The organism is Pleurocapsa minor HA4230-MV1, from assembly GCA_019359095.1.
Lineage (GTDB): Bacteria > Cyanobacteriota > Cyanobacteriia > Cyanobacteriales > Xenococcaceae > Waterburya > Waterburya minor.
The window spans coordinates 108,431-129,854 of sequence record JAHHHZ010000021.1; the positions used below are offsets into that span (position 1 = coordinate 108,431).

Annotated in this window: 18 protein-coding genes; 7 read left to right on the plus strand and 11 right to left on the minus strand. The window is 38.0% G+C overall.

The annotated features are described in order from the left end of the window. Positions 1–242: 242 nt before the first annotated feature. The 4 genes from apcB to KME09_12710 all read left to right on the plus strand — a co-directional run bounded on the left by apcB (position 243) and on the right by KME09_12710 (position 4,208). On the plus strand, positions 243–752 hold the full coding sequence (gene apcB, locus KME09_12695) for an allophycocyanin subunit beta (protein ID MBW4534784.1): 510 nt from the start codon (positions 243–245) through the stop codon (positions 750–752). Between the two features lie 404 nt (positions 753–1,156). After that, positions 1,157–1,468, plus strand: a complete 312-nt coding sequence (groES, locus tag KME09_12700; protein MBW4534785.1) for a co-chaperone GroES — start codon at positions 1,157–1,159, stop codon at positions 1,466–1,468. Positions 1,469–1,597: 129 nt separating this feature from the next. Beyond that, a complete protein-coding gene (gene groL / locus KME09_12705; protein MBW4534786.1) occupies positions 1,598–3,226 on the plus strand; it encodes a chaperonin GroEL in 1,629 nt (542 codons plus the stop codon). Positions 3,227–3,479: 253 nt separating this feature from the next. Then, a complete protein-coding gene (locus KME09_12710) occupies positions 3,480–4,208 on the plus strand; it encodes a Bax inhibitor-1 family protein (GenBank protein MBW4534787.1) in 729 nt (242 codons plus the stop codon). A 627-nt stretch (positions 4,209–4,835) separates the two neighbouring features. On the opposite strand, the gene KME09_12715 is transcribed toward KME09_12710, so the two are convergent. Together KME09_12715 and KME09_12720 are read right to left on the minus strand one after the other, a co-directional pair. Next, positions 4,836–6,323, minus strand: a complete 1,488-nt coding sequence (locus tag KME09_12715; GenBank protein MBW4534788.1) for a carotenoid oxygenase family protein — start codon at positions 6,321–6,323, stop codon at positions 4,836–4,838. 240 nt (positions 6,324–6,563) lie between these two features. Continuing rightward, positions 6,564–6,749, minus strand: a complete 186-nt coding sequence (locus tag KME09_12720; GenBank protein ID MBW4534789.1) for a CsbD family protein — start codon at positions 6,747–6,749, stop codon at positions 6,564–6,566. A gap of 138 nt (positions 6,750–6,887) precedes the next feature. On the opposite strand from KME09_12720, the gene KME09_12725 reads away from it, so the two are divergent. Then, a complete protein-coding gene (locus tag KME09_12725; protein ID MBW4534790.1) occupies positions 6,888–7,721 on the plus strand; it encodes a transglutaminase family protein in 834 nt (277 codons plus the stop codon). Positions 7,722–7,764: 43 nt separating this feature from the next. On the opposite strand, the gene KME09_12730 is transcribed toward KME09_12725, so the two are convergent. From KME09_12730 to KME09_12745, 4 genes are all read right to left on the minus strand, one after another. Further along, the gene (locus tag KME09_12730) at positions 7,765–8,709 is read right to left on the minus strand and encodes a diguanylate cyclase (GenBank protein MBW4534791.1); all 945 of its coding nucleotides are present in this window, start codon (positions 8,707–8,709) and stop codon (positions 7,765–7,767) included. Positions 8,710–8,730: 21 nt separating this feature from the next. Further along, complete coding sequence (locus KME09_12735; protein MBW4534792.1) at positions 8,731–11,532, minus strand: response regulator; 2,802 nt, start codon at positions 11,530–11,532, stop codon at positions 8,731–8,733. Positions 11,533–11,952: 420 nt separating this feature from the next. After that, positions 11,953–12,321, minus strand: coding sequence for a calcium-binding protein (locus KME09_12740; protein ID MBW4534793.1), 369 nt, complete (start codon positions 12,319–12,321; stop codon positions 11,953–11,955). A 188-nt stretch (positions 12,322–12,509) separates the two neighbouring features. Then, positions 12,510–13,139 carry a Uma2 family endonuclease gene (locus tag KME09_12745; GenBank protein ID MBW4534794.1) on the minus strand — a complete coding sequence of 210 codons (630 nt, stop codon included), beginning with the start codon at positions 13,137–13,139 and terminating at the stop codon, positions 12,510–12,512. Positions 13,140–13,346: 207 nt separating this feature from the next. Here KME09_12745 and KME09_12750 point away from each other — a divergent pair, with 207 nt between their 5' ends. After that, the gene (locus tag KME09_12750; GenBank protein MBW4534795.1) at positions 13,347–13,574 is read left to right on the plus strand and encodes a hypothetical protein; all 228 of its coding nucleotides are present in this window, start codon (positions 13,347–13,349) and stop codon (positions 13,572–13,574) included. Between the two features lie 23 nt (positions 13,575–13,597). Here the strand turns inward: KME09_12750 and KME09_12755 are convergent, their stop codons facing one another. The 4 genes from KME09_12755 to KME09_12770 form a co-directional block, all read right to left on the minus strand. Then, a complete protein-coding gene (locus tag KME09_12755) occupies positions 13,598–14,266 on the minus strand; it encodes a hypothetical protein (GenBank protein ID MBW4534796.1) in 669 nt (222 codons plus the stop codon). 92 nt (positions 14,267–14,358) lie between these two features. Then, positions 14,359–15,381, minus strand: coding sequence for a hypothetical protein (locus KME09_12760; protein ID MBW4534797.1), 1,023 nt, complete (start codon positions 15,379–15,381; stop codon positions 14,359–14,361). 368 nt (positions 15,382–15,749) lie between these two features. After that, the gene (locus tag KME09_12765) at positions 15,750–16,775 is read right to left on the minus strand and encodes a DUF4238 domain-containing protein (GenBank protein ID MBW4534798.1); all 1,026 of its coding nucleotides are present in this window, start codon (positions 16,773–16,775) and stop codon (positions 15,750–15,752) included. Between the two features lie 304 nt (positions 16,776–17,079). Continuing rightward, the gene (locus tag KME09_12770; protein MBW4534799.1) at positions 17,080–19,305 is read right to left on the minus strand and encodes a transglycosylase SLT domain-containing protein; all 2,226 of its coding nucleotides are present in this window, start codon (positions 19,303–19,305) and stop codon (positions 17,080–17,082) included. Positions 19,306–19,580: 275 nt separating this feature from the next. On the opposite strand from KME09_12770, the gene KME09_12775 reads away from it, so the two are divergent. Beyond that, a complete protein-coding gene (locus KME09_12775) occupies positions 19,581–20,231 on the plus strand; it encodes a hypothetical protein (protein ID MBW4534800.1) in 651 nt (216 codons plus the stop codon). An 82-nt stretch (positions 20,232–20,313) separates the two neighbouring features. On the opposite strand, the gene KME09_12780 is transcribed toward KME09_12775, so the two are convergent. Continuing rightward, positions 20,314–21,318: an FHA domain-containing protein gene (locus KME09_12780; GenBank protein ID MBW4534801.1), complete on the minus strand. Its 1,005-nt coding sequence runs from the start codon at positions 21,316–21,318 to the stop codon at positions 20,314–20,316. Positions 21,319–21,424: the final 106 nt, after the last annotated feature.

Genomic DNA, 21,424 nt, shown 5'->3' on the forward strand with positions numbered 1-21,424 from the left:
AGCTACCGAATATTTTAAGGCTGTGGAATCAAGCAAGATTAAGCTTTGTTTTAAATTTGCTCCACTGTCGAGGTAACGATAATCTAAGATGTCAAAATCTAAAGTAAACCGTAGCCGTTGCTACGACTTATGGGATTATTAATAAAAGTAGCTTAAGACATAGCTGAAAAACTAAAGGCTAAAATTAATAGTCGAAATTAGATAAATTTTAAAAAATTGCTGTTGGGAGAAATTTAAAGAAGATGCGAGACGCTGTTACCAACTTAATTAGAAATTATGATATCGCAGGTCGTTATCTAGACCGTAATGCAATCGATAGTCTTAAAGACTTTTTTGCTTCGGGTAATGCTAGGGTAGCTGTTGCCACCATGGTTAGTGGGAATGCTGCCACCATTGTCAAGGATGCTGGACTCAAATTATTTGAGGAAGTTCCTGAACTTATTAGTCCTGGCGGAAATGCCTATACTACTCGTCGCTATTCTGCTTGTTTACGAGACATGGACTACTATCTTCGCTATGCTAGCTATGCTTTAGTAGCAGGAAGTATGGATGTTTTAGATGAAAGAGTTCTACAGGGTTTGCGAGAAACTTATAATTCTCTAGGAGTGCCAATCGGCCCGACAGTGGTAGGCATTCAGATTATGAAGGATATGCTCAAAGAAATGGCAGCCAGTCAGGGAGTTGAAAATACTAGCTTTATTGATGAGCCTTTTGAGTATATGACTAGAGAACTAAGTGAGCTTTCTATTTAAGTAAGCTGCTAAAGTTGGCGTAGCAATTTATACCTAAAAATCTTAGAGCGTTATTTTAACAAATCGTCCCCCAGAACAACTTTAAATTTGATTTAAATATGCGGGACGATTTTTTGCTGGGCTTGACGCTCAAACCTTCAGCAAAGATATGTAAATTTACACCATCTCTTCGATCCTGCTCCTATCTCCAGACACCTATTTACCCATCACTTCTGGGTAGATAACTGCTTACTTTGTACGGGAAACCACACTAAAAAAACTGTTGCCAGAGGTTACGTAGTTTAGCTAAATTAGCAGTCGGATAGTGAGAGTGCTAATCTAAACAAAGAGGCAACTTTCACATTTGCTACGAAGTATGACTCGAAATATTTAAGTCTTTAGTTATCTATTCTGGAGAATTTTGCATGGCAGCTATTAGTATCAACGTTACAACTGTAAAGCCACTAGGCGATCGCGTATTCATTAAAGTTAGCGCCAGTGAAGAAAAAACTGCTGGTGGTATTTTATTACCCGATGCAGCCAAAGAAAAGCCTCAAGTTGGTGAAGTTGTGGGTGTTGGCCCTGGTAAACCCAAAGATGATGGCGGTTACGCACCTTTAGAAGTGAAAGTAGGAGATAAAGTCCTATATTCCAAATATGCGGGAACTGACATCAAGCTAGGCGGTGAAGACTATGTTTTGCTATCTGAAAAAGATATCTTGGCAGCAGTTGCTTAATTTGTCTTTTGATTAGGTTATCAGTTAGTTACCCAGATTAAGGTTGTAGCTACTGGCAACTATTAATCACAGCATCATGAATTTTTACTATTCACTGTTCATCTTTTCATTAAAGGCAAATCAAAATAAATGGCTAAATCTATTATTTATAACGACGAAGCCCGTCGTGCGTTAGAAAAAGGAATTGACCTCTTGGCTGAAGCGGTAGCCGTTACCCTTGGCCCTAAAGGGCGTAACGTCGTCCTCGAAAAAAAATTTGGCGCGCCCCAAATTGTTAATGATGGGATAACGATCGCCAAAGAAATTGAATTAGAAGATCACATCGAGAATACTGGCGTATCCTTGATTCGTCAAGCAGCTTCCAAAACCAACGATGTAGCGGGAGATGGAACTACTACTGCTACAGTTTTGGCTCATGCCATCGTTAAAGAAGGTCTACGCAACGTCGCAGCAGGAGCAAACCCCATTGCCATCAAACGGGGAATTGATAAAGCGATCGAGCATTTAGTAGGCAAAATCAAAGAACAGGCACAACCTGTAGGTGATTCTAAAGCGATCGCTCAAGTCGGCACGATCTCTGCGGGTAATGACCAAGAAGTCGGCGATATGATTGCTCAGGCAATGGATAAAGTCGGTAAAGAAGGGGTTATCTCTTTAGAAGAAGGTAAGTCTATGACTACCGAACTAGAGATTACCGAAGGGATGCGCTTTGATAAAGGCTATATCTCTCCTTATTTTGTCACTGACACCGAAAGAATGGAGGCTGCTTTAGAAGAACCTCTAATCTTGATTACCGACAAAAAAATCAATCTCGTACAGGATCTCGTACCTGTATTGGAACAGGTAGCACGTCAGGGCAAACCGTTGGTAATTATTGCCGAAGATATTGAAAAAGAAGCCTTGGCTACTTTGGTAGTCAACCGTCTTCGTGGTGTGCTAAACGTAGCTGCAATTAAAGCTCCTGGTTTTGGCGATCGCCGTAAGCAAATGCTAGAGGATATTGCTGTGCTTACTGGTGGACAGGTTATCTCTGAAGATGCTGGTTTGAAACTAGAATCTACTAACGTAGACATGCTTGGTACTGCTCGTCGTATCAACATTACCAAAGACAGCACTACTATTGTTGCCGAAGGTAATGAAGCGGCAGTTAAAAGCCGTTGTGAGCAAATTCGCCGTCAAATAGAAGCAACTGAGTCTTCTTATGACCAAGAAAAGCTACAGGAACGTTTGGCTAAACTTTCTGGTGGTGTAGCAGTAATCAAAGTTGGTGCTGCAACGGAAACCGAAATGAAAGACCGTAAATTGCGTCTAGAAGATGCGATCAACGCTACTAAAGCTGCGGTAGAAGAAGGTATTGTTCCTGGTGGCGGTACTACCCTAGCTCATCTAGCTCCTGGTTTGGAAGAGTGGGCAAACGCTAACCTTAAGGATGAAGCTTTGACTGGTGCAACTATTGTCGCCCGTGCCTTGACTGCACCTTTAAAAAGAATTGCCGAAAATGCTGGTCAAAACGGCGCGGTAATTGCCGAAAGAGTCAAAGAAAAAGACTTGAGTATTGGTTTTAATGCTGCTACTAACGAGTTCGTCAATATGTTTGAAGCTGGTATTGTTGACCCAGCTAAAGTAACTCGCTCAGCACTGCAAAATGCTGCTTCGATCGCGGGAATGGTCTTAACTACTGAATGTATCGTCGTTGACAAGCCTGAAAAAAATAGTTCAGGCGGTGCTGGCGGTGGTGCTGGTGATTTTGATTATTAATTAAAGCTCTAAGCTCTAAGCTGGTTATACAGCATTGAAAGACTATCTCATGTAATTTGTGGGATGGTCTTTTTATTTACCCATTTCCCTATCTCCCTATCTCCCTATCTCCCTATTTACCCATTTCCCTATTTCCCCATTTCCCTACTTCCTGCTATTCGGTAATTTCCCAACACCTTAAGATTATTAATTGAATTAAGATCAAAATAAATAAGCAAGCTTAAACTATTAAGATAAATCTCAGTCAAAAATTATGAGTAATACTAGTAACTTTAAAAAGGCAATGCAGGAGGTTAAAGGACAGGCAGTCCTTGGCCCTAATGTCATTACCAATGCGCTACCTTATTTAGGCGGTGGCTTAGTTTTAACCGCGTTGGGAACATATGGTGGCTTGGGGGTAATTGCTTCTCGCCCCGATTTATTCATGCCCACCTTTATTGGGGCGATGATCGCTGAATTGGTTCTCTTTTTTGTCGCTCGTGGAGTTGCCAGTGAGGGAAACAAGACTACTGCGCTACCTTTGCTCGCTCTTTACAGTCTTCTTTCAGGGTATACCTTGAGTGGCATTGTTTATCTAGCCCTCAGTAGTTCTGGAGTTGGCATTCAGGGAGTCGGTATTGCTGCCCTGGGTTGTGGTGCGACTTTTATTGTCGGGCGTAAAATTGGCTCTAACCTATCCGAAGAAGATGGTTTAGCTTTATCTCAGACAGTACGTTTGGGAGTTATGGCATTATTCATAGTCTTAATCGGACAATTACTCTTTTCCGTTTTTGGCATCTACACACCAAGCTGGCTAGAAGTAGCTATTTCTGGTGTTGGAGTAGCCATCTTTGCAGGAGTAGCAGTCGTTGACTTTTATATTTTGCCTCGTACCTATACCGACGAGCAATATTTACCTGCGGCGCTTTCGATGTATCTTACCTACATCAACCTCTTTGTATTTATTCTGCGATTATTAATTGCGATCAACAGTCGTGACTAATTGTTGCTAGATATTTAGTCAACATTATTAATTAAATAAATTAATTAAATAATTCTATTAATCCGCCTCTAGTTATTTGGGGGCGGTTTTTGTTGGTAATAAATAGAAATCTAGATATTTAAAATGATTGATTTGAAAAAAGATTAGCAAGAATACGGAAGTGGCTGAGTAGGTAGAGTGATTAAACTGAGATTAATATAAGTCCTAATTTATCTAGTCTTCATACTTCTAAAAAAATTAAGTATTCAATAGAAGTAGAGATCTAGTTAATTAATTGTGGATAATTAATCTTGTAACTTGGTGTGACGAAAATGCGCTGGAAATTATTTGTAGAGTTCTGTTTTACCGTGTCAATTATTTATTTGCTTGCAGGAGATCTATTCTTACCTCAGCCTTATCGTAGTAGTAGCCAGCAGTTGAAAACTAATTTAAATCATTTTATTGTAAGTTTGTTACCACGTAAAGCAATTATTAATTTATCTCCTGAACTCGATCATTTCAACAGTTAAATTAATGTTGATATTGTTTATATTTCGTACTTTATCCCCCAATAAATACTGGGGGATTTTTAGACATTTCACCCACAAAGTTTAGTCTAATTTGGCGCTCGCTATATCGATAATTTCTTTAATTTTCCAGAAATACTTCATCACACCAGCTACCGTGTAAGCCATAAGGAACATGATGCTTGAGATGTAATAGGGCGATCGCGCCCTTAGCTAAATTTTCGCCATCTAAGATTGCTAAGGTCGAACGGTGTTTGCTACCGTCATACACTAAAGTTAGTACCCAGCCAGCATCTTCTGATTCAGCATTAGGTTTAGTCACAAAAATTGGTTCGCTAACATATCCGCTAGGGGCAAAAGAATGTATTTCTCTTTCTCCCGTCGCCAAATCTAATTTTAAGATTGCCTGTAATGGCGCGTTACGAACATTATCGTTAGCTGCACCAATAAATAAGTAGCGATATTCTCGACCAACTTGATTTGGGTTATGGGTGGGAAACTCACAGCAGCGACTTTCTAACATCTCTCGTTCAACAGTACCATCATCAAGATTGAGCTTAAATCGCCACAGTTGACCAGGATCGATACTGTCAAAATCTACTTCTTTGTAGTTAGAATTGGGCTGCACTTGAGGCAAAGTTTGATAGGTAATGGAATCAACTATAATCTGGTTATCTTGCTCAAAAGCATTAGCATGATGGAATACAAAGCCTGAATCAACGCTAAAAGTCCTGATTTTTTTATTGTTTGGATCGCGAGGAATTAAAATTACGTTGGTGGGTTTTTGGGGTTGAAACTCAACACATTCTCCCGCGCCACGCATCCCCAACAGAAAAGGAAGTGGATTAAAGTTGACAGGGTTCTGAAAAAAGATCGCGTATTTTGGCGTGATGATAAAATCGTGGATGAAAGAAAAGCCAGGAACACTGTGGGCATGACGACGCAACAGCTTACCATCAGGGGCAAATTCAAACAGAGTAATTTTACTTGAAAGCCCAGGATCGACTCGGAAGTTGACTAAACAGGGTTCACCATGATCGAGTTCACAACTAGGATCGATCCAAGGATGGGCAGCAAAAGCATCTCCAGGAGATAATACCCCGTCGAGATAATCAATCCCCATCGTTTCTAAAGTCTTGGGATCTAAGCGATGGGGTTCTGCTGCTTCCCAAAGTGCCAGTAGCTTGCTTCCCCAGTAAATTACTCCTGTGTTAGCAATATTTTTTAGCTTGAAGTCAAAGATATTACTGAACAATCCTCCTGGTTTTTGCGTCCCAAACACGCCCCGATAGAGAATTTTGCCCGCATCTTTCTCTTTAACATAAGCTTCGGTTTGCACAAAGCGATTACGGTAATGCGCTTTCCCATCCTTAAAAGAAAAGGCGCTAATCATACCATCACCATCAAAAGGATGATGAATTGCTGAACCACCAATATCTAGTAAGCCAGGGCCATTACGAAAGAGAGTTCCTGATAATTCGACAGGAATTTGACCCTCAATTTCCGTGATTTCATATTCATATTCGTTGGGTTGGGAATCATAACCCCGCTTCCACTCTTCAAGGTTATACGGTTGGCTATTAGCTGTTTGCGCGATGGTATTGGTCATGATGATTGTGTTTTTAAGCAATCCTGTTCTGATACAGTATCAAGAAATGTAAAGTTATCTTTATATTTTAGATAATAAACCTTAATTTTGCCTGACAGCGATCGCTTTATCAATGAGCAATGTTCACTGTTGAATTAAAACATCATTAAAATTCCTAAATTTTTTAGTTAATACTTAAACAGAAAAGGGAAGTTTAGTGGTTTAAACTTCCCTTAAGAATGTAATACTAATCAAGCAAAATCATTGGTCAATCATTTTTTTTAGCTCGTCCTTAACATTTTCAACACTATGTTGAACTTGAGCTTCTTCCTGCTTTTCCTGACCTTCGACTTTATCTTGAGGATTACCCGTTACTTCTCCTACTACTTCTTGTACTTTACCCTCAACATTTTTAGCAGTTGCATTAATGCGATCTTCTATACTCATGGAATTAATTTCCTTATAATAAAATTTTCATTAGCATATCTACCTGAAGCAATGAAGTACATCTATCAAGAGATTGATTTAAAGAGCTATTTTCAAACAACATAGTTAAGATCTAAAATATTAATTGAAAGCAAAACTATGAAGTTTAAACTTGGCTGCCACCTAGACTACAATATTTCCAGCAGCAGTACATTTATTTTTAATATTCGCGTTTTAGCCAATCAATACCAGCGAATTTTAGAGCAGAATCTCAAGATTTCTCCTGAATGCAAGATAGAAGAATATCTCGATCAAGACCATCAAAATAGCTACTTTCGTCTAATTGCGCCTACAGGAAAACTAGTTATTGATTATCAAGCAACTGTAGATTTAACTCACCGTGCTGATAGTATCAATGAGATTCAAGAAACATCTCCTGCTAAATTACCTCTTGATGTTATTCCTTATTTATATCCTTCCCGCTATTGCCAAAGCGATCGCCTGATGAAATTAGCTCAAGACGAATTTGGTAGCGGTGAATCTGGGTATGCCAAGGTTCAAGCCATTTGCGATTGGATTTATCACAAAATCGACTATCTTTCAGGAAGCAGTGACTCTCAAACTTCAGCATATGATACGGCGAGCGAAAGAGTAGGAGTGTGTCGAGATTTTGCTCATTTGGGAATCGCTTTTTGTCGAGCATTAAGTATTCCTGCGCGTTTTGTTTCTGCCTATGCTTGGCAATTACAGCCACCCGATTTTCATGCTTGTTTTGAAGCATATTTGGGCGATCGGTGGTATTTGTTTGACGCTACTCGTCTTGCGCCTATTAATGGATTAGTACGGATTGGTACGGGAAAAGATGCAGCAGACACTGCTTTTGCTACGGTATTTGGTGCGATCGAGTTAAACAACATGAACGTATATATCGATCGGGTTGACGAACAGGGATCAGAGCCAGAAAAGACCGACTACGCGACAATTTCTGCTTAAATTAATATTAAACAATATACCCAGCGTGATGAGCCTACGGTGATTACTTAAAACGATCGCGTCCCTGTTGTTTTGCTTGATACAGAGCAGCATCAGCAGCAGCGATCGCCGACTTTGGCTGTAATTTTTGGCAGGGAATTTGACTACTGATACCCAAACTCATTGTCACGTATTGGCTAACTAAAGATTGAGCGTGAGGAATTTGCAGCTTTTTTACTTCGGCGATCGCGGATTGGGCAACTTTAATCGCCCCTTGATAATCGGTATAAGGTAAAATCAAGGCGAATTCTTCCCCACCATAACGACAAACTAAATCTGATTCTCCCTTGGCAGCTAAATTAAGAGCCACAGCTACTTGTTTAAGGCAATCATCTCCTGCTTGATGACCGTAAAAATCGTTGTAATTTTTGAAATAGTCAAGATCCCCAAGAATAAGAGTGATTGGTGCTTGTTTTTGTGCCAATAAACACCATTGTTGGTCGAGATACTCATCAAAGCGACGACGATTGGCAACTGCGGTCAAGCCATCTAAATTGGCTAATAACATCAGTTGTTGATTAGCTTGTTGTAAAGCAGCCGATTGTTCCATCACTTTACGAGTTAAAAAATGCAGCTTTAAATGAACTTTAATCCTAGCTAGTACTTCCTCTTCTTGAAATGGCTTAGTAATATAATCTACTGCCCCTAGGGATAATCCTTTGATTTTATTTTCGGTATCGGCAAGTGCAGTCATAAAAATGATGGGAATATTACTGGTAAAAGAATTAGCTTTCAGTCGCTGACAAGTTTCAAAGCCATTAATACCAGGCATTTGAACGTCCAACAAAATTAATTCTGGTAGAGCATATTGGGTCTGAGCGATCGCACTTTCTCCATCAACTGCTACTCTGACTTTTAATCCAGCACTTTTTAGCACCTGGGATAACACTGCCAAGTTAGTATGATTGTCATCGACGATTAAAATTACACCAGTATCTGGATTATCCATAATCTAAAGAAAAGTTAGAACTCAAGAGTCCGCAGAATTATTAGCCAGATGTTGTTCAATAAATTCTTGAAGCTGTTTTATTTGAAAACTGGCGGTTAAATCGAGCAATTCTTGAGCAAAAGCGTAAAAACTGTAATCTAACTGTTTTAATTCCTCAGCAATTTCTTGAATTTCGTCTAGGCTACCTTGTTTGGCAAGGTCATATAATTGAGAAAGCTTGCCACTTGCAGGAGGAACCATGGCTTCTTTTGGTTGAGAAACATTGAGAACATTATGATTGGTTAAATTAGCATCAGTCTCTTCATAAATCCATTGTAGTTGCAGATGCACTTTTAGCATTTCAAACAAAACGTCTGCCTGGACTGGTTTGGGCAGAAATTCATCCGCACCTGCATCAATACTTTTATTGCGATCGATTTCAAAAACACTGGCAGAAGAAGTAACTAAAATAATATTTTGCAACTGAGGTGATTTTCGCAGCTGATGCATCATTGCAAAACCATCCATTATGGGCATGATTAGATCGGTAATAATTAAGTCTGGAGCAATGGCTAAAGATTTTTCTAACCCTTCTCGACCATTATCTGCTTCGCTCACATCAAAACCAATTGGTCGCAGTAAGTTAAGTAGTACAGAGCGATTTTCCCAGCGATCGTCTACTACTAAAATTTTTCTGGTCTTGCCGTCATAACCAATAATTTTGCCATCAGTTCCAATTCTGTTCGTATCTGCCCATGCTTTTGCTTCTGGTAATTCCACATCAAACCAAAATACACTACCGCGATCGCGCTGACTTTGGACTTCTATAGTACTATTCATCATTTCTATGATGTTTTGACTAATTGCCAAACCCAATCCTGTTCCCTCCGTCATTTTTGTCGTATCGCCAACTTGCTCAAAAGGCAGAAAGATGTTTTGGACTTGTACTTCTGTCATACCCACCCCTGTATCTTCAATTTGAAATCTAATTTTTGATAATGAATCTGATGAGCTTAACAATTCAACTTTAAAAGTCACACCACCGCGATCGGTAAATTTAATTGCATTACCGATCAGATTAATTAATACTTGTCGCAGGCGTTTTTCGTCGGCACTAACGCCAACAGGTAGTTGTGAGTTGGCTTGAAAGATAAAGGCAATGTTTTTCTGTTCGGCACGGATACGACAAATTTCTGCCACTCCTTGTAAAAAGCTAGAAAAATGGAAACTTTTAGGATGAAGCTCCATTTTCTGCGCCTCAATTTTAGAAATATCGAGAATATCGTTGATCAAGGTAAGCAAATGAGAGCCACATTGATAAATGATTTCTACTCCTTTACTATCCTCGTTTTTACTTGCTTTAGAGCGTTGCAATATTTGTGCGTAGCCCAAAATTCCGTTCAAGGGTGTTCTTAATTCGTGACTCATGTTAGCCAGAAATTCGCTTTTAGCTTGGTTAGCGCGATCGGCAGTATGTTTAGCTTTTTCTGCTTCTTCTTTTGCCACTTGCAACTCTAAAGTGCGTTTTTCTACCCTAGTTTCTAGTTCGGTGTTCGTCTGTTCCAGGGTAGCAAAAGATTCTTGTAACTGTTGTGCCATATTGTTAAACGAATCAGCTAAAACTCCTATTTCATTAATACCTCGAACTTGGACTCGGCGATCTAAATCACCACGAGCGATCGCTTCAGATACCTGGGATAAGAGTAAAATCGGTCGAGCAATCCAGCGAGAAGTGTAAATCCCCAAAACTGTTGCCACGCCTAAAGCTATTAAGCATAATAAAATGGTCGTGCGAGTATTGGCATTAATTTCTGCCATAAAATCAGCTTCGGGAATCGCCAAAACAACCAACCAATCCAAACCATATTGATCTTGCCAAGGAGTAACCAGAACAAAAGTTTTTTTGTCTGCGTTTGGCGCAGCTATGTCAGAGGGAATCGCCATTGCCAACTGCTGAGCATTTTTAATCTTGTTGAGATTGCCAAATTTTTGTTTCAAATCAGCATAAATTGCGCGAATCGTCGGATCTTTGCTAGCCGAGGCTTTCATTCTTTGAGCTTCACCTTTGTCAATGGTGTAAAATTTCTCGTCACTTGAAGCTGCTACTATTAACCCGTTTCTTTCTAAGATATATGTCTTGGCTGAAGGAGTAACTTGTAATTGTTTAAGAAAATCTCCAATTTGCGAAAGTACTAGATCGATACCAATTACACCCAGCAGTTTTTTATCTCGATCGTAGAGGGGATAGCTAGCAGAAACAGAGATGATCGAAGGATCGTCATCCCAGGTGTAAATTTCGCTCCATAAAGGACGACCATACTTAACAGCATCTGTATACCAACTATCAAGGCGAAAATCAAATTCCTCTTCAATAATTTTTTGGGTAGGATTGCCCTTGGCATCGGTAGCATAGCCGTGATATTTACCCAGATAAGCTTGTTCGATCAAATCCATTCTTAAGCTATCGTCAGAGGCGCGATAAATACCAATGAAGTCACCTTGAGGATTACCAAAGTTGATATAGCCAAACTTGGGAAAAGTCCGCATTTGTTGCCAAAAATAACGCCCAAAAGTGCGAAGATCTTGGGTGTTAATTAAGCCTAAATTAATCGCGCGAGCATTAACTTGATTGATTTGATGAGGAATACCTAAATAACTATCCAGATGTTGATCGATGCGATCGCTGACATCTTTTTGTAGCTTTACAGCTAGATCGTTAACCGCTTTTTGACCGTTGCGTAGAGATAAATATCCCGTCAGCCCAACGGCAGCAAAAATTTGCAAGACAAAAGGAATGACAAGAACTGTACGCAGGGGAAGTTGTTTAGATTTTTTACAGCCCAGATAAGTTGATAGTATGCTCAAGGAGTTAACTCGCTTACGATCTAAATTATTTTTATAATTCCCCGATTAATTTAATAATTTAACAATTAGATTTTTATCAAAAGAATTTTTAATACAATTCATAGTACTAGAGCGTCTAGGTTACAATATTTAGCTAATTTTAAGTAGCGCGAGCATTTGGGCATTGCCCACATTACCACATTTAATTTTTTTGACACAATAAAATTAGAGTGGACACATAAGTACTAGCACGTCTAGTTTAAATTGTTAGGTAAATTAATCGCTAAAAATAAAGCCAGATAGAGACTTTATACATTTGATGAACCCAGTATTTTAGCCTAGACACGCTAGTAGGTATCTTTGTCAATCAACCAGTAATTGAAGAATAGATAACCCAATATTTTATTCATTATCGAGCAGTTAAAATTCATATCCTCTTTTAACCCAATAATTCCAATCTTCAATCGCTTCTTTTGTGGTCGAATCAATGTTTCGAGCTTGTATATCAGATAATCGTGCGCAGAAAACATCCTCTAGCTCACTTTCTTGATAGAGAACTTCAACGAACATATCATGTGAACAATCATCTTCTGGCGACATTTCTAAAACAGTAACGTCTCTGCCTTTAGGTTTTTGACGGTTTACCCATTTAGCCTTGAAAGGAAAATTGATTTTATCTTGCAAATAGTAATACCAACCCATTGCCCTTTCCTGGTCATCATAGCAATCTACCACCACTTCCATATAAATCCGCTCGTCGCGGACATGATCCTGTTTAACTTCCGACATAACTAGACAAATTAATATAACTGTTTGAGTTTATTATCCAACCTATTTTTAAATGTTACATTTATAGTTAGCAAGCGATCGCTATCTGAAGCAATACTTCAACTTGCTCACGTTACTAAGGCAAACAGAGAATTTTTTGAGTTATTCATTGAATCTTCATGATCTTTTAAATCAGGAAAACGAGTTGATTATAGTAAAGTTTGACTGAATTCTCTTAAAGCTACAGAAGAGCCGACTTGCCAAGCTCGATTAATATATTGAGTTACGATTTCTTTGATCAAAAAATTTGGGAAAACAACGCTTTGATCAGATTCTATATATTTGTTATTCGCGAAAAGATAAATATGCAATTTATTAGTTTTATAAATCCATACTTCGGGAATTGCTAGAGAAATATAATCTTCAATACGAGTAAAAGAAGTAACATCTATTTCAATTGCTAAATCGGGTGGCGGGTCGATACTCAAATCTAATTTTCTTTTTCCCAATATTGCTTGATAATTCTCGATATAAAAACAAACATCAGGTTCTAATCCCGCTTCTTTTCCACGCCTTAAAGTTATGGGATGAAAACTTTCCCAGTCTTGCCCTTGATGGCGTAGTAATATTTTAACCAGGTCTGCAATCACATCAATTTCTTTGCCGTGTTCGGCTATAGGACTCATCAATAAAATATAATTATCTCGGAAACGAAGACGGGGAATAGAGCGATCGCCTAATTGGTTTAAAATTTGTTCGTAATCGGCTATAGTACCAGGAAATTTTAATATTGTTCCTGCTGGAAGATCGATTTTATCTGGGGTAATAATAGGTAACATATTTTTACTTTCTAGTAGCTGTTGAAATTAATTTTTTGTTTCATAATTTCTCTTTAATCTTGTCAAAGTTTTTCTAGCAAATGTTAGTAAATACTTCCCTTTTTTTTGATTACCTTGTACCTAATTAAAAGTTTATCAAATTAGTTGGAGAAATGACCTTACAATAAAAACATAATTTTGGCTTTCGAGAAAAATCGAGGTGAATAGTTGAAAAACACGACAACTCAAGTCCGAATTGCTAATCCTAATGATATTCCTGTAATTTATACTTTTATTCGCAAAAAATCAGAATTTGATCGCTCTATTGGTTCTTATTCAGGTACTATTCAAACTTCTGAAAGCAAAATACGTCAGACAATTTTTGGGACTCATCCTTTTGCTTACGTTTTATTAGCAGAAAATCAAAGTATAATAGGATTTGCTTCTCTTCAATAATTAAAAATAGTTTGTTTAACTACTTAATTTTTTAAACTTATTGGTTTACGATTAGGTAATGTGTAACCACAAATTTTAGAATAAAGAGTCGCATCAGGATGTTCTGAACCATATTCTTCGTAAGCCCAAAGTTTTGTCCATTGTGGTTCTTTTTGATCGAAAGGAACTATTTTATTTTCTTGATTAATAGTAGCTAAAGCTCGTCTAAGTGGTATAGATTGATTGGAATTGCAAATAAATTGATCGATTCTTAAAAATGCAGTTTTAGGCGAACAATTAGGCAAACAATTATGAGTGAATGCTTGTTTAAATGTAACTATATTACCGTCTTGTTTAATCGAAGAAGGAGCATAATATAATCCAGCTTTATGAAGCTCTTTTCTTTTTCCATAAATATCTGTAACACCATAATTAGCAACATAAATATATTCTTCTCCGTGAATATACAAGTTTGGTATTTGGTTATTGCTATTTCTTTTTTTTAGAGTAGTAGTTTGAGCAATTTTTTGTTCTGGTTGTTTTGCAACTGATTGTTGCTTTATTTCTTCAATTTGTGGCTCGTTTGACTTAGTGACAGTTTTATTACTGCTTTCAAAAGACCCTGATAAAGAAAGCCAGCCAAAAATTAGTGAGCTAACTATATAAGTGCCTATAGTTATTTTTTTGTCATGCTTTGTAGGCTTAAATCCCATGATGTTAATTATCTTGATATTGGGTTCTATAAACTTTTTTTCTTTTTGTGGTCATAATTTTTTGTCTAGCAGATACACAATATTTATTACTTTCAAATGTAGTTATTCTCCGATAAAAAAGCTTCTAAATTAGGAATAAATGTATTAATGCCATTAGGTAGGTAACAATCATAACGACGGTGAAAAGATAGATCCATATTGATTCTTTCTTTAATATGTTTAATCGCATCAGGATATTCACCTAACATACTTTTAATAGCTGCATAACTAGCCATCTCAATAAAATAATATGGACAACTATTACTAGCTTCTTGTCTTGCTTTTATTACTTCATCCCAATGATATTTAGCTTCGGCTCTGAGAAAATTGGGATACTGAAGAGTTACATCCTCAAAACCATTGGTATTAAGCGCAATTATTTGTGGTGGATATGAAGTAAAAGATTTTTCAAAAGCAGAAAATCTTTTATCTTGTGTAACTATTTCTGTAATTCCATTATTATCTATATCTTTAAAATCTGTACATATTGGGACATAATATGGTTCTCTATCTAACACATAATAATCAGAGCCATAGTCATATGTTAAAGCAGCTTTAACAACTCCATTACCTAATCTATAAAGTTTATTTGGTAAATTTTGATCGTAAACAGTTACTTCTAAACTCCCAGTGCAAGAACCATTACCAACCATTTCATCTTCAACAACAACACTAGCTTTGTTTCTGTTATAAAGATTCTTCAACGACACTGTTAATGATTGAGCACCACTACCTGTTGTAAACTGAACTTTTTGTTCATATACTTCGCCACTATTGGAATCGAGAACGTACACTGAGGATTCTTTTGCTCCAAATTCAGAAAGTTGATTCGCATGAATAATGTTGAAAGCTACAGAATATTCAGTTGTTTGGTCACGAAGCTTATATTCAAAGTTACAACCAAGATCGACAGATCCACTAAAAATATTAATTTCATTTTCTTTTAGCTCTAAACTACAACCTTCAACCTCAGTTCTTTCTATTGACTGGGCTTTAGCTTGTTCTGGAATCAATGAACTGAATAAAGATAAGCTAATGGCAGCTAAATATTTAATTAGTAATTGTCTGTTTTTCATTTATCGGCTCGGCTTAATTGGTTACTCTTGTAGATTTAGAGTTCCCAAAAATACAACGCCAAGTAACAATGTTGCAGTAGTTGAGATTAGACTTGAGACAAAGATAAATGATGTATTAATGGCTAGTATTTTAGAATTTTATAAAAACATTATTTACCTTACATTTTGTTAACCAGAACCTAACTTTTACCAAATCTGAGACAAGAATGTTTTATTCCTTTCTATTTTTGGGAAATATGTAGCAAGTACCCTGTAAGGATTCAAAAACGACGACTTGGCGATCGCCAGCTTTACTAAATATTGCAGCCTTTGGCTAGTTCTAGCCTTACAGGGGGAGAGTCATATCTCTTATCGACTCAACCTCCCTTTTACGAATTAGCTCTTAAACATTCATTAAAAAATCTTATTCTTGAAGGTACAAATATAGAAGCAGCATTAGTTATTTTAGGTCTTTCTTTTGATCTTTGTGGGAAAAGATACAGGCTTTCTTTTAGCAAATTATGATTGTTTGAGAATAACCAATCTTTTGCTTCAATTAAAATAAGACTATTGTGATTTTCTTTATATTGTAAACTATCTACGAATCTTAATTCTATTGTATTACAAAATGTATTTTTGTTAGATATTATATCATCTATATTTAGATTTTCTGTATTATCGACTTTTAGCATTCTCTCTAAATCATTTATGTAGAGAAATTTATATCTATAATCAGGAGCTATTACCACTAAAATTTTAGGACTAATTGCACAGCATATCATAGACTTTGGATTTAGAATATCAGAACGAGTATGTGGATCACCATCCATTGCGATAACAGGATTATCAGAGGCAATAAAAATAGGTGTTTTACTAAAAAAAACAGAAATTTTTTTTCCACACAATGAAAGAAAAGTTCTTCCAGCCATTAATCCCATTTCTCTTAAGTGATGTATCTTTACAGCACTTTCTAGCTCATCTTTGCTTGTGTTTATACAATTAAATTTGAAAAAACACTCAATTTCTACCCGTCTAGCTTCAACTCTCCAAAAAAAATTAGCAATTGATCTTTTGAGTTCAATAGAAAGTTCAGAGTTTTGAAAAGTTTGAACTTTATAAAATAAACATTTTTTATCAACTAAATTTGTAATTTCTTCTACTATCCTGTTCCAATTATTCTCAAATTGCTCATTATTCTTCTCAACAAAATCATTATATTTTGGTTGCTCATCATCTTTAATGGAGTAAAAATGTCTTTTTATTGCTACTCTTTCTAGTTTTTTTTGTTCAATATTATATGTAGGACTATTTAAATTAATAGATAAAATTTTTCTTTCTCTTCTTTCTTCGTTAGGATTACAAGAAAAATATTTAAGATAAACAACGGGGATAATATGTTGTTTTTTAGTAACCATATTTGCTTAATATAATAAATATTTAACCATGATAGTCCTTTTTTATTTATGCTTACATACTAGGGGAAGAACTAGCGAACGTGACATGAGGAGTAATCTAGATAATTTTGTAGGAACTACCCAAAGGCTGCAAAAATTCCGAAGATTGGCGATCGCTGTTTTTTGCAAATCTGATGGTAAAGTTTTCTCGGAAAAAGCAGTTGGCGATCGCTAATCATTGAACATAATATTATAATTTATCTAAAGAATAGACAAATTATGCAACTAGATATCATTCTTATTAGTTCTCTTACGATCAAATCGTTTACTTCAATGGTGCTGTAAATTGTTTTGTTTCCTGGTGTAAATCTGCAACTTTTTGGCGAATTTCAGGATTATAAAGACGGAGATAGTTCCAATAATTGCCAAACACCCCCTCGATATAATCTTTGGTTTCAGGAAAAGGTATTTGTTCTACAAAGCGATCGCGATCCTCGATATCGTATTGCTGTAGCCAAGAGTTAACATTACTTGTCCCTGCGTTATAGCTTGCCACTGCTAGTAATGAGTCATCTTGATAGCGTTGATGATTATGTTCGAGATACCAAGTCCCAATTTTAATATTGTCATCAGGATTAGTTAGGGAATAATTTGCCAGCCCGATTTGTGCTGCCGCCCATTTAGCAGTAGGCGGTACAACTTGCATCAAACCCACTGCGCCAACGGTAGAATTAATGGTGGGGTTAAAAGTAGATTCTTTACGCATGACCGAAATTGCTAGAAGAGGATTAATCTTGTCCTGTTGAGCGTTTTGCAGGATCTGAGTTTTATAGGGAAAAGGAAACAGACTCTGCCAATATGTCTTGGTTTGGCGTAAAGCTCGCCACTGCTCTAATTCTGGGGGAGTTTCTCGTTTAGTCAGATCCCAAATCTGCTGCATTCCCTGGCTGTATTGACCCCGTTCTAATAAAAGTACTCCTTCGCTAAACTGTTCGTTAACCGAGGTTTGCTGAGGACGCTCGATTTCTGACTGTAGCAGTAGCCAAGCATCATCATACTGTCCCAAAAGGTAGAGTTCTTGTAGCGCAGCCGAACCTATTGGTAGTGGCTCATAAGTTTTGGCTAAGTCTAAAGTAGGTGAAAGAGGACGTAGTTGGTTAAAATCTCCCACATCCCACCCCAGCATGACCGCAGCACGCCATGCCCAATAAGATTGAGGATAAAGCTTAATTATCTGCTTAAAGGTGGTTTTAGCCGCTTCTGGCTGATTGATTTGCGTCGCCCATTTACCAGTTGTATAGAGAGCTTGAGCAGCGAAATCATGCTCTTGATTGGATTTAACTAGAGGCTGCATCCATGACCAAGCATCTTCCAGGTTACCTTGTGCAGCTAGATCCTGTGCCTTTTGCCAACGATATTCAGCCGCTGATGCAGAATTACCATACTGATTGAGTAATTTTTGCCGAGAATCATTGGTAGCATCGTACTTACCAAATCTTTCATGGATGATCGCCTTAGAACGATAAGCTTCAGGAGCAACTTCGGGAAACTTAGCGATCGCTTTTTCCAGATAGACTACCGCTTCATCACCACTAGAGATGCTAGCAAGATGAATTAAAGCCTGTCCCGCTTCTTGTGAATCATGATATTCTCTCAGTAATCGCTGGTAAGCATTTTGAGCGGTATCTAAATTACCGTTACGATGGAATCCTCTGGCAGCGCGGTAGAGATTACGGGGAATTGAAGAGGCAAAAATATAGGCATCGGCAGCTTTACGATGCTCCTCATCTCGCCAGTAACCATCAGCGATCGCTTGCCAATCATCTGGAGTTAACTTAGCAGCATATTCCAATACTAGGCGATCGCGAATCGGATTTAAATCTTGAGCGCGACTATATTTTGCCAATAACAGCAGCAGTTGATGCTGATTGGGGTTTTGTCGCAGACGCTGACGAGCGATATTTTGGGTAATCGGATGATAGGGAAACTGGCTGATTAGTTTGGCTAATAAAGGTTGCTTTTCTGCCAGCACTAAGGCATTGGCACTTACAGGAGAGTTAGGATAGTTTTTGAGCAGATAGTTAAGAGTTTTCTCGGCTGCTTGTGGCTGATTGTCTTGCTGATATGCTTGAGCAATTTTCCACAGAATTTGGGGACGCAATAGAGAGTAATCTTGGCTTAATTCTTGAAGATAACCTAGAGCCTGTTTACCTTTGCCCTGCTGAACTAAATCCGTTGCTAGTAAATAATGAGCGCGTTGACGATCCCTAAGCTGCTGGGGCGATAAACCACGTTCTGGCTGGTTAATTAGAGCAATTAATTGAGACTGTCGAGCAGTAGGAGTAAGCGATCGCAAACTGACCAAAGAAGATGTTTGAGTTTGTTGCCCAGACTTAAAGAATCGCGCCTGACAACTACGCAAAGCAAACCAGCCCAAACTACAAAATAAAACTAGCACCACTAGCTGATGCTGCTTTTTCAATGGAAGTCTTTTTCTAAGGCTAAGTTGATTAGGTTTTGGTTGTTTTGGTCGCACGGGAGATTCTAGCATGAGGTCAACTAGGGAGAATGAGAATTAGTTGCAGGTTAAGAGGTAAAAGTTTACCTAAATCTTTGACCATCAGACAATGTTATACACTATGTGATATTTCTTTGAGGCAGATGATCGGACTAACCAATTCGCTTAAGTTAGCGTTGCCTGGATCGATAATCTGGAACTATGGTTACTAGCTTTGCGTCAAATGCTCATAACTAATCTATAAAAGAAATATTTTTTGCCTAGTCATGTTTAACGCAAAATATCCTAAAATAGCTACCTCTAGTCTCATAATTTTGTCTGTTTTGGCAGCGACAATTAGTAGCTTTGCTAATATAACTCCTGCTCAAGCACAGTTGTTTCCTGAATCAGAATCAAGTAGAGATCGAGATTATACCCCCCCAAGTAGAAATCAGCGGGTGGGAAATAACACAATTCCCGAGGGGTTTGTCATTCCCATGGAATACGAGGAAGAGAAAATTTTAGTTACTCCTGAAGAAACTGTTCCCATTACTTTATTAGTAGCGGCTGATATTAAGGACAGTAGACGCAATATTTTGATTCCTTATGGCAGCGAAATTATGGGAGAAATTCAACCTAGTGACGATGAATCTGGTTCGTTTTTTATGGCGGATAAAATCGTATTACCTGACGGTACAACTCAGTCAATTGACGCAGTTTCTGAGGTAGTAACCCGTAGAGAGAAGATTAAAGAGGGTGCTAAAGCTGGAGATATTCTGCAAGGCGCAGCTATTGGTGGTGCTGCTGCTGCGGTACTATCGGAAATTTTCGGCGATATTGGCGCATTAGAAGTCCTGGGGGGAGCTGGCGCTGGCGCTCTAGCTGGAGTGTTGCTGGGAAAAAATGAAGTAGAATTAGTTTCCATCGATCCCAACAACGACTTAGATTTGACTTTAATGAGCAGTTTGACAGTGCGCTAAATCTTCAGTAAGTTTTTAGGCTTTCGTTACATTATTCAACAACTTCAAAAATTAATCATCTGATCCCCAATAGTTGTGGGATCTAACTAAGTTGAAAAATAAAGGTTACGAGATCTCCTTTGCCTAAAGCGATGCGATCGCCAGTTCTCAGCCGATGACGATTGCCTTTTTGCAAAGGAGCATGGTTAATATACGTACCGTTAGCACTGCCTGTATCTTCGACATAGTAAGTATCTCCTTCAATTCTGATATCAGCATGAACCCGTGATACCACCTCAGAATCAGGAAATCCAGAAACATCAATATCAGGTGGAATTTGCTCATTTGGTTTACCAAAATGAACCACGTCTAGGCTTGAGGGAATTTCGATGGTGGTGTTGCTTTGTAAATGTAGTAAACTTGCTTTTTGGATTTGTAGCTGGGTTGCTCCAGGTATTCCCGCCGAGCTAAAAGCCTGATTTCTTTTAGGAACTGAAGCTTTGGGAGCTTGATAGTGATTTTCGGCGATCGCGCCATCTTGACTGTTTTCTACAGATGCAGATTCCCTTACTGGAGTTTTGCCATCCAAATTTACATTAGGTATTTCCGAAGGAAAAGGCGTAACGTCTTCATTATAAAGACTTGGTACGGTTTGAACAAATTCAGTGTCAGGAGGTTCTGGGGCAAAATTGCTGGTTACGCTCGTTTCTACTTCGGGAAATCCAGTCGGTAATTCCGAATTTTGAGCTATGGTTTGAATGTCATCATCTTGATCCTGCTCGTCCCAAGGACTCTGGATTGGTGATGTCATCACAGTTTCGGGTAACATATCTGAGCTGCTACCAGATAAAGGTAGTTCTTCAGTTAGAGATATCTCTGGAGGAGAGATATTAGGTGGCGCACCAATGGCAGTTTCTTGTAAACCGGCTGCGGTGGGAGTATTTTCTGCTTGCAAATTAAAGCCACATTGACCACAAAAAGTAGCATCTGTTTGCACTGAGGCTCCACAATTAGGACAGCTAGTGCTAGCTGGCAGAGGAGTATAACAATTTTCACATTGCAAAGATCCTTCAGGATTTTGATGGTTGCAACTGGGGCAAGTAATCATAAGGGTTTTAAAATTAACTATTTCAATATTAACGACATAGGTATTTTTTTATCTCACTATACTATCGTGAGGGTCAAGGTTGGTAAACATTAGCTATCCAAAGTGT